The following is a 16609-nucleotide window of genomic DNA, read 5'->3' as shown; positions in this document are numbered from 1 at the left end:
TCGTGCTTTGAAGGATATGGGTACGATATAAATAATAACGAGAGGAAGAGAAGAGTGAATAAATCTCAACTGATAGACAAAATTGCCGCAGGTGCTGATATTTCTAAAGCTGCGGCTGGACGTGCGTTAGATGCTGTTATCGCTTCTGTTACCGAATCTCTGCAGTCCGGGGAAGACGTAGCGCTGGTAGGCTTTGGTACTTTTGCTGTTAAAGAGCGCGCTGCCCGTACAGGCCGCAACCCTCAGACAGGTAAAGAAATCACCATCGCTGCTGCGAAAGTCCCAGGCTTCCGTGCGGGTAAAGCGCTGAAAGACGCGGTTAACTGAGTTTTTGACCCGTTAACCGATCTAAACCGTAAAGCTTTGTCAGGGGCGCATCGTTAGATGTGCCTTTTTTGTTTTTGGTGCCCTAATTTTACGCTTGCTTGATGATTTGAGGCGGGTTTCTTGTCACAATACCCCCTTGCGCGCAGCGGTACAGCAGTACGCGTTATCAGGGATGCCATTTAGCGACTGCGCAGGGTTTACCATTCACACTACAGTGGAGTGTTGTTACACCATGATGGACAATTTACGTACGGCGGCAAACCACGTCGTACTCAAGATAATCTTCGGTATCATTATCGTGTCATTCATTTTGACTGGCGTGGGTGGATACCTGACCGGCGGCGGTGCCAACTATGCCGCAAAAGTGAATGGCCAGGAAATCGGTCGCGGGCAGTATGAAAATGCCGTCGCCAGCGAACGCAATCGTCAGCAGCAGCAGTTAGGCGATCAGTTCTCAGCGCTTGCGGCCAACGAAGGCTACATGAAGCAGATGCGCCAGCAGGTGCTGTCCCGCTTGATCGATGAAGCCTTAATGGACCAGTATGCTAAGCACTTGGGCCTTGGCATTAGCGATGAACAAATCAAGCAGGCCATCTTCAAAGAGCCGGCTTTCCAGAGTAACGGCAAATTCGACAACGCCCGTTATAACGCCATCATCAGCAACATGGGTATGACAGCCGATCAGTATGCGCAGGCTCTGCGTAACCAGCTGACCACGCAGCAGCTGATCAACGCCGTTGTGGGCACTGACTTCATGCTGACCGGCGAAACCGATGAGCTAGCGGCGCTGGTCGCACAAGAACGCGTGGTGCGTGAAGCAACCATTGATGTCAACGCGCTGGCTGCTAAGCAGGAAGTTTCCGAGCAGGAAATTACCAGCAGCTACGATCAGAACAAGAACCACTATATTGCGCCTGAGCAGTTCAAGGTGAGCTACATCAAACTGGATGCGGCCTCCATGCAGGAAAAGGCGACCGATGCAGAAATCCAGTCCTACTACGATCAGCATCAGGATGAGTTCACCCAGCCGCAGCGTAATCGCTACAGCGTCATTCAGACCAAAACTGAAGCGGAAGCAAAAGCGGTACTGGACGAGCTGACCAAAGGCGGCGACTTCGCGGCCCTGGCAAAAGCAAAATCAGCTGACATTATCTCTGCCCGTAACGGCGGCGACATGGGCTGGCTGGAGCCTGCCACGACGCCGGACGAGCTGAAAAACGCCGGTCTGAAAGACAAAGGCCAGCTGTCTGGCGTTATCAAATCCTCCGTTGGCTTCCTCGTGGTTCGCCTGGACGATATCCAGCCTGCCCAGACCAAGCCTCTGACCGAAGTGCACGACGCAATCGCTGACAAAGTGAAGCAAGAGAAAGCGGTCGATGCCTACTACGCGCTGCAGCAGAAAGTTAGCGACGCGGCAAGCAACGATAATGAATCTCTGGCAGGTGCCGAGCAGGTTGCGGGCGTTAAAGCCGTGCAGACCGGCTGGTTCGGTCACGACAATCTGCCTGCCGAGCTGAACTTCAAGCCTGTCTCTGACGCTATCTTTAACGGTGGCCTTGTTGGCGAAAACGGCACGCCGGGCAGCAACTCTGACATCATCACCGTTGACGGTGACCGCGCGTTCGTTCTGCGCGTAACAGAGCACAAAGCCGAAGCGGTTAAACCTCTGGCAGAAGTGCGTGAGCAGGTGATTGCCCAGGTTAAACAGCAGAAAGCGGAACAGCAGGCGAAACTGCAGGCCGACAAGCTGCTCAACGAACTGAAGCTGGGCAAAGGCGATGCGGCGATGAAAGCTGCCGGTCTAAGCTTCGGCGAAGCTAAAACTCTGAAGCGTTCTGGTCAGGATCCTGTGAGCCAGGCAGCGTTCACCTTGCCACTCCCTGCGAAAGACAAAGCAAGCTACGGCGTGGCTAACGATATGCAGGGCAACGTTGTGCTGTTAGCTTTCGACGAAGTGAAAGCGGGCACCATGCCTGCCGAGCAGAAGAAAGCGATGGTGCAGGGGATCACCCAGAACAATGCCCAAATCGCCTTTGAAGCGCTGATGACCAACCTGCGCAAAGAAGCGAAAATCAAAATGGGTGACATCGTCGATCAGCAATAATCCTCGGCGTCTCTCGCAAATCATTGCAACGTAGTGCAACAACTAAAGGCCGCTTTCGCGGCCTTTTCCACATTTTAACATCGGCATTTGTTCCGGTTTTTTTCTCCTGGTATGGTGGCTTCGCTGAAAAACACCCAAGGAGGAAACAGCATGAAATCAGGAATCAAAGCGTTATATCTCGCCTTATCCATCATCGGTATCAGCACCTGCACGCCGTCTCACGCGGCTACGGCGGGTGCCAAAACTGATGCCACCGCTCAGGTCACAACCCCTGCTGAAGCAGGCGCAGCCAAAGCGCCGGGGCTTAAGGCCAGCGAGGCAAAAACGGATGATGCCAACGATGGCGTGGTGAGTATCAACACGGCAAGCGCGGAGGATCTGGCCCGCGTCATGAACGGCGTTGGCTTGAAAAAGGCTCAGTCCATCGTCAGCTACCGTGATGAATACGGCCCGTTTAAAGAACTTGAACAGCTTCAGGAGGTGCCAGGGATCGGCAGCGCGTTGGTAGAACGCAACCGCGCGCGCATAAAACTTTGAGGGATAGTGCGCACCCGCTCGCGTAGTCAGGAAAATTTGCTACGCTAAATAACAGGTCGTACCAGTTGGTGCGGCCCGTTCATTTTACCTGCCTATTAAAATGAGAAGGTCATCGCGCTATGCAGACACAAATCAAAGTCCGTGGTTACCACATGGATGTTTATCAACATGTGAATAACGCACGCTATCTGGAGTTTCTTGAAGAGGCCCGCTGGGAAGGGCTTGAGAACACCACCGGTTTTCAGTGGATGACAGAACGGAACATCGCCTTTATCGTCGTCAACATTAACATCAGCTATCGCCGTCCCGCCGTGCTGGGTGACGTGCTGCGCATTACCAGCAAGCTTGAACAGCTAAACGGCAAAAGCGGCGTGCTAAGCCAGGTCGTAACGCTTGAGCCGGAAGGGCAGGCGGTGGCCGACGCGTTGCTGACCTTCGTTTGTATCGATCTGAAAACGCAGAAGTCGGTGCCGATTGAGGGGGAACTGCGCGAAAAGCTCGAGCAAATGATGGGATGATAGGCGGGGCGTGGTAGGTTCCACGCCCTTACTGCCGTTATTTAAGGCCGGTTTTACGTTTCATCGCCGCCATAACGCCTGGCTTATCGGCAAGATAATGGTTCAGGCCGTTGGAACGCAGGTTACATGCCGCACACTCGCCGCACCCGTCGCCCTGAATGCCGTTGTAGCAGGTAAGCGTGTCGCGGCGCACCAAATCCAGCTGCTGCCAGTAGTCAGCAAGCGCCCAGGTTTCGGCTTTATCGAGCCACATCAGCGGCGTCTCAAAGCGAATATCGCGAGCCATACCCAGGCTTACCGCATGGTTCAGCGCTTTAACGAACTCGTCGCGGCAGTCCGGGTAGCCGGAGAAGTCGGTTTCGCACACGCCCGTGATCACCGCTTCGGCCTCGACCTGATAGGCATAAATCGCCGTCAGGGTCAGGAACAGAATATTACGGCCCGGCACAAAGGTGCTTGGGATGCCGCTTTCACTCGGATCGTAATTTGGCACCGGGATGCTGTCGCGGGTCAGGCTGCTGACCGCTAGTTCGTTCAGCAGGGTCACATCCAGCACCTTATGGGCGCGGGCACCCAGCTTCAGCGCCAGTTCACGGGCAACGTCAATCTCGGCGCGGTGGCGCTGACCATAATCAAACGTCACGCAGTGAACTTCATCGTACTGCTGCAAAGCCTGAATCAGGCAGGTTGTGGAATCTTGCCCGCCACTGAAGACGACGACTGCACGTTTCATGAGTAATCCTGTAATCAAAAAATTAACGTTTCGGCGCTATGGTAACGCCCACGCGGTTGGCTGCCCAGCTTCTTCACGTCATTGACGGCGGCGGCAGCCATGCTTGAGTGAAATCAAACCAGCCCCAGGCGTTTAGTTCGATACCGTTCACCCCCGGCGGGGCGCTAATCTGATAGCGATAGTTGAAGAGCGGCGTAATTATGGCGTCCTCCATCAACGTGCTGAAGACTTCACGTAAACCGGCATAGCGCGCCCGGTCATCGGGATGAATCTGCACCGCGTCAAGCGTCGCCTGAAGATGCGCATACTGGCCGCCGTTTAACACGTGCGACCAAAGGATGTCGCTGCGCAACCACTGCTCAAGCGTGTATTCAGGTGCCTCGCCGATAAGCCTGTCGCCCATAACCAAATCCGCCTCGGCGAGCTTATCGCAGCCCGCCCAGTTTTTCGCGTCGTGGAAAATAAGCGTAAGCTCGCAGCCGAGCGTGGCCAGATACTGTTTTAGCTGCTGCGCCATCACGTGAAGCTCCATTGGCAGATGGTAGATAAGCGTCAGCCGACGTGGTAATGGCACCTCGGGCTGGCTTTCCCACTCCGGCATCGTCCAGCCGGGGATCATCTCCGTGCTGGGCGCGATCAGCGACTCTTCTACCGGCAGCGAGCCGATCACCTCATAGCGCCGCACGATCTGCATCAGCGTACGCGCCTGGTCCGGCGTCAGATGCCCGCGCTGTTTCACCGCCAGATAGCAGAAGCCGAGGCTGATGCTGTTCTTCACCGGCCTGAGGTGTACCAGCTCATCCTGCTGGCCGATGGCGATCTGCACCGGGTGGCGGCAGCTGGTGCCGAGCGCCGTGTCAAAAAGCTGCGGGGTGATCCAATATTCAACCGCCTTCAGCAGCGGATGGCTAAGGTGATAGCTTTCATGGCTTTCGATGCGCACGAGGTTTTCTTTATAACTGGCAATGCGGAAAGCGCCCGATCCCATCTGCGTATCGACTGGGTGGGCCAAGCGGCTGCAATAGCTCGCCAGACGGTACGGCAGCCAGTAATCCGGATTGTGCAAAACGAAGCGCAGGCAGCGGGCATGCGGCTGTTCGACGGTTTTCACGCTGATAAACAGACGGCGCATTGCGGGCAGGGTAAGCAGCATCAGCAGCCGCTCCTGCAGCTGTGCGGTTTCTACCGCCTCGCCGTTATGCCAGTGCAGGGTCGAGCGAATGAAGAACAGCCAGCTCAACCCGTCGGCGGAAACCTGCCAGTGATGGGCAAGATCGGGCTGTGGCTGCGTGCTATGGGTGTCAAAACGCGTCAGGCCCGAGAAGATTTGCCCGGCAAGATGCTGCTCGGCGCGCCCCGGCATAAAGCCCGGCCGTAACGGTTCGAGGGGGCGATAGTATGGGATACGCAGCGTCGGCGTATCGTTCTGCCACTGGCCGCCAAGAAAAGGTTGCAGCAGATGCCGCAGCTGTTCGGGGGCAATCTGCGCCAGCTCCAGCGCGTTCTGGTGCTGCCCTTTGTGCAGCACGTCCTCCATCATGCCCGAACGCACGCTCTCCGGGGTGACCAGGAAGGTCAGCTCGCCGCGTTTGCCTCGTCCGGACCGCGCGCGCCACGTCAGCCATCCCGCGTCCTGTAGTTGGTTAAGCAGGGTTCGTACATGGCGCTCGCTGCAAAAACAGCGGCCCGCAAGCTCCGCGACGGTTGCCTGTACCGGCTCGCCCGCCGAGGGCTGCCACAGTCTCTGGTATTGATTCAGGCGATTTAGCTGACGCATAGGATAAACCCGGAACAATTTTCACGAAGTATTCACTATTAGTTCCGTATATGCCAGGCAATACTGTGGCTCATGTTGGTGAGGTCACATTGGGGAGTTTTTATGGCACGTCTGGCTGCATTTGATATGGACGGCACGCTGCTGCTGCCCAACCACCGTCTTGGTGAGGAAACGCTGCGCACGCTAAAACGCCTGCGCGTAGAGCGGCAGATGACCCTCGCTTTTGCCACCGGACGTCACGTGCTCGAAATGCGCCACGTTTTAGGTTCGCTCGACCTCGAAGCCTTCCTGATCACCGGCAACGGTACACGTATCCACAGCCTGGACGGCGAACTCATGCACCGTCAGGATCTTGCCCCGAGCGCCGCCGAAACCGTTATTCACCGCGACTGGGCTACCCAGGCCAGCATGCACGTGTTCAACGACACCGGCTGGCTGACGCAGTACGACATTCCGCAGCTGCTCCACGCCCACGTTTACAGCGGCTTCCGCTATCGCCTTACCGACCTAAAAAGCCTGCCCACCGATGAAGTGACCAAAATCTGCTTCTGCGGCGATCACGAGGATTTGCTCGGCCTAAAGGTTCAGCTAGACGAGGCGTTGGGCGACAGCGCTTTCCTGTGCTTCTCGGCGGTCGACTGTCTGGAAGTGCTGCCGGTTGGCTGCAACAAAGGCTCGGCGCTGGGCATTTTGAGCCAGCATCTCGGCCTGTCAATGAAGGATTGCATGGCGTTTGGCGACGCGATGAACGACCGCGAAATGCTTTCCTCGGTCGGTCACGGTTTGATCATGGGCAACGCGATGGCCCAGCTGAAAGAAGATTTGCCTCATCTGCCGGTCATTGGTCACTGCGGTAACCAGGCCGTTTCACACTATTTGACGCATTGGCTCGATACACCACACCTGACTTATTCCCCCGAATGACCAGGCTTTAGCCAGCCGGGCAGCTGCCCGGCTTTTTTTATTTCAGTAAATCCGCAATCGTCGCGCGCCACGGCAGAACGTCGCCGATATTCGCCTTCACCCATTCCTCGTTGTAATAGGTTTCCAGGTAGCGCTCGCCGCTGTCGCAAAGCAGGGTCACAATCGAACCGGTGCGGCCTTCGTCGCGCATGCGTGCCGCCATTTGCAGCGCTCCCCACATATTTGTGCCCGTGGACGCGCCAACTTTGCGCCCCAAAATTGACTCCAGCCACTGCATGGTGGCAACGCTCGCTGCGTCCGGCACGCGCAGCATTTCGTCGATCACGTCAGGGATAAACGACGGCTCGCAGCGCGGACGCCCGATGCCCTCAATTTTGCTGCCGACTTTGCTGGTCAGGCTACAATCACGCTGCTGCCAGTAATCCATAAACACCGAGTTTTGCGGATCGACCACCAGCAGCCGAGTTGGGTAACCGAGATAGCGCAGGTAGCGGCCAATGGTGGCGGACGTCCCGCCCGTACCGGCGCTCATTACGATGTAATCCGGCACCGGATGCGGCTCGTGCTCCATCTGGCGGAAAATACTGTCGGCGATATTGTTGTTACCGCGCCAGTCGGTGGCGCGCTCGGCGTAGGTGAACTGGTCCATATAGTGGCCGTTAAGCTCGCGGGCCAGCATTTCGGATGCGGCGTAAATCTCGCAGGCGCTCTCGACAAAATGACAGCGGCCGCCGTAAAACTCGATTTGCTCGACCTTACGCTTCGCGGTGCAGGCGGGCATCACGGCGATAAAAGGCAGCCCCAGCAGACGGGCAAAATAGGCTTCCGACACGGCGGTGGAGCCTGAAGACGCCTCAATAATCGTGGTGCCTTCTTTGATCCAGCCGTTACAAAGGCCGTAGAGAAACAGCGAACGCGCCAGACGGTGCTTCAGGCTGCCCGTCGGATGGGTGCTTTCATCTTTCAGATACAGCTGAATGCCGGGAAACCCGGGCAGGGCGAGGCGAATAAGGTGCGTGTCCGCCGAGCGCTGATAGTCGGCGTTAATTTCGCTAATAGCGTGGTTTACCCAGGTGCTGGTCATGGTCGAGATCCGTTTGTCTATTTGTGCTTAGCGTAAAGCAAAAGCAGGATAAAAAAGTTGCCATTTAGCCTTTGTGAGCCTTTAAATAGAGAAAATCTTTCTCCTGTAGGCCGCTATGTTAGATAAAATTGACCGTAAGCTGTTATCCTTATTGCAGGAAGACTGCACCCTCTCTTTGCAGGCGCTGGCGGATGCCGTTAATCTGACCACCACTCCGTGCTGGAAGCGCCTGAAAAAACTCGAAGACGACGGCATTGTGCGAGCGAAAGTCGCCCTGCTGGACCCAGAAAAACTCGGCCTTGCCCTCACGGCTTTTGTGCTGATCAAAACCCAGCATCACAGCAGCGAGTGGTACTGCAAATTTGTCTCCGTGGTGCAAGACATGCCGGAAGTCCTTGGTTTCTGGCGCATGGCAGGTGAGTACGATTACCTGATGCGCGTGCAGGTTGCGGACATGAAAAGCTACGATGATTTTTACAAACGGCTGGTCAACGGTATTCCGGGCCTAAGCGATGTGACTTCGAGTTTCGCCATGGAACAGATAAAATACACCACAGCTTTACCGATAAACGGTTAATCCTTAAGCGCATTGCCTTTTATCGCTACTTCTTTACCGCCCTCGTCGGCAGACCTAATCAGGAATAAAACCGCGTGCGATTATTTGCTCAATTAAGCTGGTACTTCACCCGTGAATGGCGACGCTATCTCGGGGCGGTGGCCCTGCTTATCATCATTGCCATTCTGCAGCTCGTGCCGCCAAAACTGGTGGGCGTGATCGTGGATGGCGTCACCCAGCAGCGAATGTCAGGCCAGCAGGTGCTGATGTGGCTCGGGGTGATGATCGCCATTGCTATCGTGGTTTACGCCCTGCGCTACGTGTGGCGCGTGCTGCTGTTCGGCGCGTCCTACCAGCTCGCCGTTGAACTGCGCGAAGACTACTACCGCCAGCTCAGCCGCCAGCATCCTGAATTTTACCTCCGCCACCGCACCGGCGACCTGATGGCGCGCGCTACCAACGACGTTGACCGCGTGGTCTTTGCGGCGGGCGAGGGCGTGCTGACGCTAGTGGATTCCCTGGTGATGGGCTGCGCGGTGCTGATCGTTATGTCAACGCAGATTAGCTGGCAGCTCACCCTGCTGGCGCTGCTGCCGATGCCGGTAATGGCGCTGGTGATCAAACGCTACGGCGACCAGCTCCACCAGCGCTTTAAACTGGCCCAGGCGGCGTTTTCCACGCTCAACGACCGTACCCAGGAAAGCCTGACCAGCATCCGCATGATCAAAGCGTTTGGCCTGGAAGATCGCCAGTCGGCGCTATTTGCCTCCGAGGCGCAGGACGCCGGGGCAAAAAACATGCGCGTCGCCCGCGTGGACGCCCGTTTTGACCCAACAATCTATATCGCCATCGGCACCGCAAACCTGCTGGCGGTGGGCGGCGGCAGCTGGATGGTCATGCAGGGCACCTTAACGCTCGGGCAGCTTACCAGCTTCGTGATGTATCTTGGCCTGATGATCTGGCCGATGCTGGCGCTGGCGTGGATGTTTAACATCGTCGAGCGCGGCAGCGCGGCGTACAGCCGCATCCGCAGCATGCTGGAAGAAGCGCCGTCCGTGAAGGATGGCGATAAAGTTGCGCCGCAGGGGCGCGGCACGTTGCAGGCGAATATTCGCCTGTTCCACTATCCGCAAACGGCGCAGCCCACCCTTGAAAACGTGAGCTTCACGCTAAAACCTGGCGGCATGCTCGGGCTGTGTGGCCCAACGGGCGCCGGTAAAAGCACCATCCTGTCATTGTTACAGCGTCATTTTGATATCGACCAGGGCGACATCCGTTTCCACGATATTCCGCTGGTGCAGATGCAGCTCGACGCCTGGCGCAGCCGCCTTGCGGTCGTTAACCAGACGCCGTTCCTGTTCTCCGATACGGTGGCGAACAACATTGCGCTGGGCAAGCCAAACGCGACCCAGCAGGAAATCGAACACGTTGCCCGCCTGGCAAGCGTTCATGAGGACATTCTGCGCCTGCCGCAGGGCTACGAAACGGAAGTTGGCGAGCGCGGCGTTATGCTCTCCGGCGGCCAGAAACAGCGTATTTCCATCGCCCGCGCGCTGCTGCTGGATGCGGAAATCCTCATCCTCGACGACGCGCTGTCGGCGGTGGACGGGCGCACCGAGCACCAGATCCTGCACAACCTGCGCCAGTGGGGTGAAAACCGCACGGTGATTATCAGCGCGCACCGTCTGTCGGCGCTGACGGAAGCCAGCGAAATTCTGGTGATGCAGCACGGGCACGTTGTGCAGCGTGGCAACCACGAGGCGCTGGCCTCCCAGCCGGGATGGTATCGCGACATGTATCGCTATCAGCAGTTAGAGGCAGCGCTTGACGACGCGCCGGAAGCGGCTAGCGAAGAGGAGCAAGCCAATGCGTAAGTTACAGAAGCAGTGGCCGACGATTAAACGCCTGCTGGCCTACGGCTCGCCGTGGCGCAAGCCGCTCGCGGGCGCGGTCGTTATGCTGTGGATTGCGGCGGCGGCGGAGGTCACCGGCCCGATCCTCGTTAGCTACTTCATCGATAACATGGTTTCGCAGAACCGTATGCCGATTGCGCTGGTGGCCGGGCTTGCCACGGCCTACCTGCTGCTGTCGATAACCGCCGCCGGTCTGCACTACTGGCAGGCGCTGCTGTTTAACCAAGCCGCCGTTGGCGTGGTGCAGAAGCTGCGAACCGACGTAATGGACGCCGCCCTGCGCCAGCCGCTGAGCGCCTTCGATACCCAGCCTGTCGGGCAGCTAATTTCCCGCGTCACCAACGACACGGAAGTGATCCGCGATCTGTACGTGACGGTTGTTGCGACCGTACTGCGAAGCGCGGCGCTGATCGGCGCGATGCTGGTGGCAATGTTCAGCCTCGACTGGCGCATGGCGCTCGTCGCCATCACCATCTTCCCGGCGGTGCTGATCGTGATGGTGATCTACCAGCGCTACAGCACGCCGATCGTGCGCCGCGTGCGCAGCTATCTGGCGGATATCAACGACGGCTTTAACGAAGTGATCAACGGCATGGGCGTGATCCAGCAGTTCCGCCAGCAGGCGCGCTTTGGCGAACGCATGGGGGAGGCGAGCCTTTCGCACTACCTTGCGCGAATGCAAACGCTGCGGCTGGACGGTTTCCTGCTGCGCCCGTTGCTCAGCCTGTTCTCCGCGCTGGTGCTGTGCGGGCTGCTAATGCTGTTTGGCTTTACCTCGGTCGGCACGATTGAGGTGGGCGTGCTTTACGCGTTCATCAACTACCTTGGCCGCCTGAACGAGCCGCTCATCGAGCTGACCACCCAGCAGTCAATGCTGCAACAGGCGGTGGTCGCCGGCGAGCGCGTTTTTGAGCTGATGGACGGCAAACGCCAGGACTACGGCCACGACGAGCGCCCGCTGGAAAGCGGTCACATTTCGGTAGATAACGTCTCGTTCGCCTATCGTGGCGACCGGCTGGTACTTCAGGACATCAATCTTGAAGTCCCGTCGCGCAGCTTTGTGGCGCTGGTGGGCCACACGGGCAGCGGCAAAAGCACGCTGGCCAACCTGCTGATGGGTTATTACCCGCTGACTCGCGGCGAGATCCGCCTCGACGGGCGTCCGCTGGACACGCTCAGCCACGGTACGCTGCGCCGAGGCGTTGCGATGGTGCAGCAGGACCCGGTGGTGATGGCGGATTCATTCTTCACCAACGTAACGCTTGGGCGTGACATCAGCGAAGAAGCCGTGTGGCAGGCGCTGGAAACCGTGCAGCTCGCCGATCTGGCGCGCACGATGGTTGACGGTATTCACACCCGTCTGGGCGAACAGGGCAACAACCTGTCCGTTGGGCAAAAGCAGCTGCTGGCGCTGGCCCGCGTACTGGTGGATGCCCCGCAGATTCTGATTCTGGACGAGGCCACCGCCAACATCGACTCCGGCACCGAGCAGGCGATTCAGCAGGCGCTGGCCGCCGTGCGCGAACACACGACGCTTGTGGTCATCGCCCACCGCCTGTCGACCATTACCGACGCGGACACCATCCTGGTGCTGCATCGCGGTCAGGCCGTTGAGCGCGGCACGCACGGCGAACTTCTGGCGGCAGAAGGGCGCTACTGGCAGATGTATCAGCTTCAGCTCGCGGGCGAAGAGCTGGCCGCCGCCACGCGCGAGGAATCGCTTATCGCCTGATGCACCAGCAGCAGGCAATAAAGACACATAATACCGGTGGAGATCGCCATTGGTGCAAACTCGAAACGCGCCCTGCACCAGCATGGTGCGTTTTTTCTTTCCAGGAACATTCTGAATCCCCGTCACGCTTTTTCTTTCTCGAACAACCCCGCAACGCCGTTGATTAAGACGCTGAAAATAGCCCGTTTTCCATTTCTGGCACGGGGCTTGCTTTATTCCCTGCGTGAAGCTGTGCCATCACCCATTGTCTGACTGGAGGGAAATCTATGAAGCTGGTTACCGTGGTAATCAAACCGTTCAAACTCGAAGACGTTCGTGAAGCACTGTCTTCTATCGGCATTCAGGGGCTGACCGTGACGGAAGTGAAGGGCTTCGGTCGCCAGAAGGGCCATGCAGAGCTGTACCGCGGCGCGGAATACAGCGTGAATTTCCTGCCAAAAGTGAAAATTGACGTCGCTATTGCCGATGACCAGCTAGACGAAGTGATTGATGTCATTAGCAAAGCGGCCTACACCGGCAAAATTGGTGACGGCAAAATTTTCGTTGCCGAACTGCAACGTGTCATTCGTATTCGTACCGGCGAAGCCGACGAAGCGGCACTGTAACGCCTCCCCCATCGTGAAAGGGATAGAAAAAATGAAGAAATTAGCCTCTGCGTTAGGCGTCGTAGCTCTGGCCGTTGCGCCATCCATCGCTATGGCGGCCCCGGCTGTTGCTGATAAAGCAGACAACGCCTTTATGATGATTTGCACCGCGTTGGTGCTGTTTATGACTATCCCTGGCCTCGCGCTGTTCTACGGCGGCCTGATCCGCTCCAAGAACGTGCTTTCTATGCTGACTCAGGTGGCGGTAACCTTCTCGCTGGTCTGCGTGCTGTGGGTGGTTTACGGCTACTCGCTGGCCTTCGGCACCGGCGGCAGCTTCTTCGGTAACTTCGACTGGGTGATGTTGAAAAATATCGAACTCAAAGCGCTGATGGGCTCTTTCTACCAGTACATTCACGTGGCGTTCCAGGGCTCGTTCGCCTGTATCACCGTTGGGCTGATCGTCGGCGCGCTGGCGGAACGTATCAAATTCTCTGCGGTGCTGATTTTCGTGCTGGTCTGGCTGACGCTCTCCTACGTGCCGATTGCGCACATGGTCTGGGGCGGCGGTCTGCTGGGCACGCACGGTGCGATGGACTTCGCGGGCGGCACGGTGGTGCACATTAACGCCGCCGTTGCAGGGCTGGTGGGCGCTTACCTGGTGGGCAAACGTGTGGGCTACGGCAAAGAGGCCTTCAAGCCGCACAACCTGCCGATGGTCTTTACCGGCACGGCCATCCTGTACTTCGGCTGGTTCGGCTTTAACGCCGGTTCAGCAAGCTCGGCAAATGAAATCGCCGCGCTGGCCTTTGTTAACACGGTTGTTGCTACGGCGGCGGCGGTGCTCGGCTGGATCTTCGGTGAATGGACGCTGCGCGGTAAACCTTCTCTGTTGGGCGCATGTTCCGGCGCTATCGCGGGCCTGGTCGGCATTACGCCAGCCTGTGGTTACGTCGGCGTTGGCGGGGCGCTGATTGTTGGCGTGGCGGCAGGCCTGGCGGGCCTGTGGGGCGTGACGCTGCTGAAGAAATGGCTGCGCGTGGATGACCCCTGTGACGTATTCGGCGTGCACGGCGTGTGCGGCATCGTAGGCTGTATCATGACCGGCATCTTCGCCGCGACTTCCCTGGGCGGCGTTGGCTACGCGGAAGGCGTGACCATGGGCCATCAGGTGCTGGTGCAGTTGGAAAGTATCGGTCTGACTATCGTTTGGTCTGCGGTTGTCGCCTTCATCGGCTTCAAAATCGCTGACCTGACCGTCGGGCTGCGCGTGCCGGAAGAGCAGGAGCGCGAAGGGCTGGACGTCAACAGCCACGGCGAGAACGCTTACAACGCTTAATATATTCCCCTCACCCTAACCCTCTCCCCAAAGGGGCGAGGGGATCTTCTCCCTCTCCTGGGGGAGAGGGCCGGGGTGAGGGCGTCCTGAACGTCGCTCTAGCTACGCTTGCGCATAACCCCTTCCTGAACCGTCGAAGCCACCAGCACGCCGTCCTGAGTATAAAACTCGCCGCGCACAAAGCCGCGCGCGCTTGACGCCGAGGTGCTCTCCACGCTGTACAGCAGCCATTCGTTCATATCAAACGGACGATGGAACCACATCGAATGGTCGATGGTCGCGACCTGCATGCCCGGCTCCAGGAAACCAATGCCGTGCGGCTGAAGGGCGGTTGGCAGGAAGTTAAAGTCCGACGCGTAGCCGAGCAGATACTGATGCACGCGCAGATCGTCCGGCATTTTACCGTTGGCGCGCAGCCACACCTGGCGGGTTGGCTCCGCCTTATGCCCCTTAAGCGGGTTATGGAACTCCACCGGCCGAATCTCCAGCGGCTTCTCGCACAGAAACTTTTCTTTTACCTGCGGCGGGAGGAACTTCTCGACGGAGCGTGCGATATCGGTTTCTGAAATCAGACCGTCCGGGGAAGGTGCCTGCGGCATGGCTTTTTGATGCTCAAAGCCCGATTCCGGTGCCTGGAAAGAGGCGGTCATATAAAAAATAGGCTTGCCGTTTTGCACGGCGGCCACGCGGCGGGCGCTGAAGCTGTTGCCGTCGCGCAGGGTTTCGACGTCGTAAACGATAGGCTTCTGGCTGTCGCCAGGCCGGAGGAAATAGCTGTGGAAAGAGTGCACCAGCCTGTCTGCCGGTACGGTCTCTTTGGCGGCGTAAAGCGCCTGTCCCACTACCTGCCCGCCGAATACCTGGCGTAAACCTAAGTCCTCGCTCTGGCCGCGAAATAGCCCTTCTTCAATCTTTTCCAGATTGAGTAATGCCAATAAATTACTGAGCGCCTGACTCATAGAACGTCCTCGATAATGGGGGAATTTGCGCATAACTGGCCTGATTATAACATCATATCAACATCAATCGAGTACTGGCCCGACCTGATAATTCATGCCGTTCCAGGCAGAATTCAGTGATATGTGCCACACTTAGCGTGATAAGCATGTTTTAACCACTCTTACTTGTGGGACACAGCGCCCACGGATGCATTGATAATAAGGAGAACTAATCAATGAAAATTGTGCACATGTTAAGTGGTTTGGCCGTCGCGGTTGCTATGGCCGGGTGCGCGCAGAAATCTGCAGATATCCCAACGCCTGCGCCAGCTGCGTCAACGTCGAGTGCTTCAACCCAGTCGACCATCGCACAGCCCTCTGTGACCGGTACGGCGTGGATTCGTCAGCGTGTTGCGCTGCCACCGGATGCGGTATTAACCGTCACCCTGTCAGACGCGTCGCTCGCCGATGCACCGTCTAAAGTTCTGGCACAGAAGGCTACTCGTACCGATGGTAAACAGGCGCCGTTTAGCTTTGTGCTACCGTTTAATCCGTCCGACGTTCAGCCTAACGCGCGCATTATCCTGAGCGCGGCGATTACCGTGAACGATAAGCTGGTGTTTATCACCGATACCGTGAAGCCGGTTATCAATCAGGGCGGCACCAAGGCGGATCTGACGCTGGTTCCAGTACAGCAGACGGCCGTGCCGGTTCAGGCTGGCGGCGGTGCGGTAACTACCGTGCCTTCGACTTCACCGACCCAGGTAAGCCCGTCTTCAGCCGTACCAGCACCGACTCAAATTCAGTAAGTCAGCAATCTGAGCGCCTCTCACGAGGCGCTTTTTCTTTTCGTCGTCAGTAGTTCCAGCGGTAACGCTGCATATCGATATGCCCATCCCCGGAAACCATAATCCCTTCTGACAGCAACGCCTCGCGCTGGCGCTGTAAATCTGGCCCGGTCAGTGAAATAACGCCATGACGATTAACGACGCGATGCCACGGAAGCTTGCTGCCTTCCGGCAGGCGTTTTAACACGCCGCCAACCTGCCGCGCCGCACGCGGCGATCCCGCCAGCAGAGCAACGTCGCCATAGGTCGTAACGTGGCCTTCCGGAATCGCGGCAATAATCTGGTAAACCCGGTGCGGGAATGAATCGTGATTGTCCATGAGCAGCTCCTTGAAACGGCACTGCTAAGCATAATCGCCGCGCGGGCTGAGGCAAAGAAAAACGCCCTTTGCGCAAGAAACCAACACCTGACCGCGGGCGGCTTGCAATTGCCTGGGTCAACATGGATAATGCGCCAGCGCGTTAGGTAACTAGCGCTCTCAATGGGGGCCCTGTTGGTTCTCCCGCAACACTAACTTGTGAACTCGGTCAGATCCGGAAGGAAGCAGCCGCAGCAGGTGACGTGTGTGCCGGGATGTAGCTGGCAGGGCCCCCACCAATTTGTATTAAAGTACTTAATTATTAATCAGTTAAGTACTGAAATCCCGCCTCCATAGCCTTAGTGGTACAAAAACTGTGTATCACCAGTAGGCTTCA

16 protein-coding genes and 1 other RNA gene are annotated in these 16609 nt (G+C 57.6%); 12 read left to right on the top strand and 5 right to left on the bottom strand.

Annotation, left to right across the window (positions count from 1 at the left end; translation table 11 throughout):
• Nucleotides 1-54 precede the first annotated feature (54 nt).
• The 4 genes from hupB to ACSPHG_RS18335 all read left to right on the top strand — a co-directional run bounded on the left by hupB (nt 55) and on the right by ACSPHG_RS18335 (nt 3486).
• On the top strand, nt 55-327 hold the full coding sequence (hupB, locus tag ACSPHG_RS18350; RefSeq protein WP_008454620.1) for a nucleoid-associated protein HU-beta: 273 nt from the start codon (nt 55-57) through the stop codon (nt 325-327).
• 232 nt (nt 328-559) lie between these two features.
• The gene (gene ppiD / locus ACSPHG_RS18345) at nt 560-2431 is read left to right on the top strand and encodes a peptidylprolyl isomerase (protein ID WP_435954909.1); all 1872 of its coding nucleotides are present in this window, start codon (nt 560-562) and stop codon (nt 2429-2431) included.
• A 150-nt stretch (nt 2432-2581) separates the two neighbouring features.
• Complete coding sequence (locus ACSPHG_RS18340) at nt 2582-2968, top strand: ComEA family DNA-binding protein (protein WP_435954908.1); 387 nt, start codon at nt 2582-2584, stop codon at nt 2966-2968.
• Between the two features lie 119 nt (nt 2969-3087).
• Complete coding sequence (locus ACSPHG_RS18335; protein ID WP_435954907.1) at nt 3088-3486, top strand: YbgC/FadM family acyl-CoA thioesterase; 399 nt, start codon at nt 3088-3090, stop codon at nt 3484-3486.
• A 37-nt stretch (nt 3487-3523) separates the two neighbouring features.
• On the opposite strand, the gene queC is transcribed toward ACSPHG_RS18335, so the two are convergent.
• Nucleotides 3524-4219, bottom strand: a complete 696-nt coding sequence (gene queC / locus ACSPHG_RS18330; protein ID WP_435954906.1) for a 7-cyano-7-deazaguanine synthase QueC — start codon at nt 4217-4219, stop codon at nt 3524-3526.
• Nucleotides 4220-4292: 73 nt separating this feature from the next.
• Entirely contained in the window at nt 4293-5996 is a 1704-nt protein-coding gene (locus ACSPHG_RS18325; protein WP_435954905.1) for an SgrR family transcriptional regulator, read from the bottom strand.
• 102 nt (nt 5997-6098) lie between these two features.
• Between ACSPHG_RS18325 and cof the strand changes: the two genes are divergently transcribed.
• Nucleotides 6099-6920, top strand: a complete 822-nt coding sequence (gene cof / locus ACSPHG_RS18320; protein WP_435954904.1) for an HMP-PP phosphatase — start codon at nt 6099-6101, stop codon at nt 6918-6920.
• 37 nt (nt 6921-6957) lie between these two features.
• Here the strand turns inward: cof and ACSPHG_RS18315 are convergent, their stop codons facing one another.
• The gene (locus ACSPHG_RS18315; protein ID WP_435954903.1) at nt 6958-8004 is read right to left on the bottom strand and encodes a PLP-dependent cysteine synthase family protein; all 1047 of its coding nucleotides are present in this window, start codon (nt 8002-8004) and stop codon (nt 6958-6960) included.
• 115 nt (nt 8005-8119) lie between these two features.
• Here ACSPHG_RS18315 and ACSPHG_RS18310 point away from each other — a divergent pair, with 115 nt between their 5' ends.
• From ACSPHG_RS18310 to amtB, 5 genes are all read left to right on the top strand, one after another.
• On the top strand, nt 8120-8581 hold the full coding sequence (locus ACSPHG_RS18310; protein WP_435954902.1) for an Lrp/AsnC family transcriptional regulator: 462 nt from the start codon (nt 8120-8122) through the stop codon (nt 8579-8581).
• A gap of 74 nt (nt 8582-8655) precedes the next feature.
• Nucleotides 8656-10434 (top strand): SmdA family multidrug ABC transporter permease/ATP-binding protein, encoded by a 1779-nt coding sequence (locus ACSPHG_RS18305; RefSeq protein WP_435954901.1) that lies wholly within the window; start codon nt 8656-8658, stop codon nt 10432-10434.
• Nucleotides 10427-12205 carry a SmdB family multidrug efflux ABC transporter permease/ATP-binding protein gene (locus ACSPHG_RS18300; RefSeq protein WP_435954900.1) on the top strand — a complete coding sequence of 593 codons (1779 nt, stop codon included), beginning with the start codon at nt 10427-10429 and terminating at the stop codon, nt 12203-12205. Before ACSPHG_RS18305 ends, ACSPHG_RS18300 begins: the two co-directional genes overlap by 8 nt.
• A 266-nt stretch (nt 12206-12471) precedes the next feature.
• Nucleotides 12472-12810 carry a P-II family nitrogen regulator gene (gene glnK, locus ACSPHG_RS18295; protein ID WP_002891893.1) on the top strand — a complete coding sequence of 113 codons (339 nt, stop codon included), beginning with the start codon at nt 12472-12474 and terminating at the stop codon, nt 12808-12810.
• 31 nt (nt 12811-12841) lie between these two features.
• A complete protein-coding gene (gene amtB / locus ACSPHG_RS18290) occupies nt 12842-14128 on the top strand; it encodes an ammonium transporter AmtB (protein WP_435954899.1) in 1287 nt (428 codons plus the stop codon).
• Nucleotides 14129-14226: 98 nt separating this feature from the next.
• On the opposite strand, the gene tesB is transcribed toward amtB, so the two are convergent.
• Nucleotides 14227-15087, bottom strand: a complete 861-nt coding sequence (gene tesB, locus ACSPHG_RS18285; RefSeq protein ID WP_435954898.1) for an acyl-CoA thioesterase II — start codon at nt 15085-15087, stop codon at nt 14227-14229.
• A gap of 215 nt (nt 15088-15302) precedes the next feature.
• Here tesB and ACSPHG_RS18280 point away from each other — a divergent pair, with 215 nt between their 5' ends.
• Nucleotides 15303-15875, top strand: a complete 573-nt coding sequence (locus tag ACSPHG_RS18280) for a YbaY family lipoprotein (RefSeq protein ID WP_435954897.1) — start codon at nt 15303-15305, stop codon at nt 15873-15875.
• Nucleotides 15876-15921: 46 nt separating this feature from the next.
• Here ACSPHG_RS18280 and ACSPHG_RS18275 read toward each other — a convergent pair whose 3' ends face one another.
• On the bottom strand, nt 15922-16233 hold the full coding sequence (locus ACSPHG_RS18275) for an MGMT family protein (RefSeq protein ID WP_435954896.1): 312 nt from the start codon (nt 16231-16233) through the stop codon (nt 15922-15924).
• Nucleotides 16234-16405: 172 nt separating this feature from the next.
• On the opposite strand from ACSPHG_RS18275, the gene ffs reads away from it, so the two are divergent.
• An RNA gene (gene ffs, locus ACSPHG_RS18270) (signal recognition particle sRNA small type) lies at nt 16406-16502 on the top strand.
• The last annotated feature ends 107 nt before the right edge of the window (nt 16503-16609 follow it).

The sequence above is a fragment of the Dryocola baronae genome, from assembly GCF_051297175.1.
Lineage (GTDB): Bacteria > Pseudomonadota > Gammaproteobacteria > Enterobacterales > Enterobacteriaceae > Dryocola.
The sequence above is the reverse complement of the archived record's forward strand: the minus strand, read 5'-3'. Positions and strand labels throughout refer to the sequence as shown.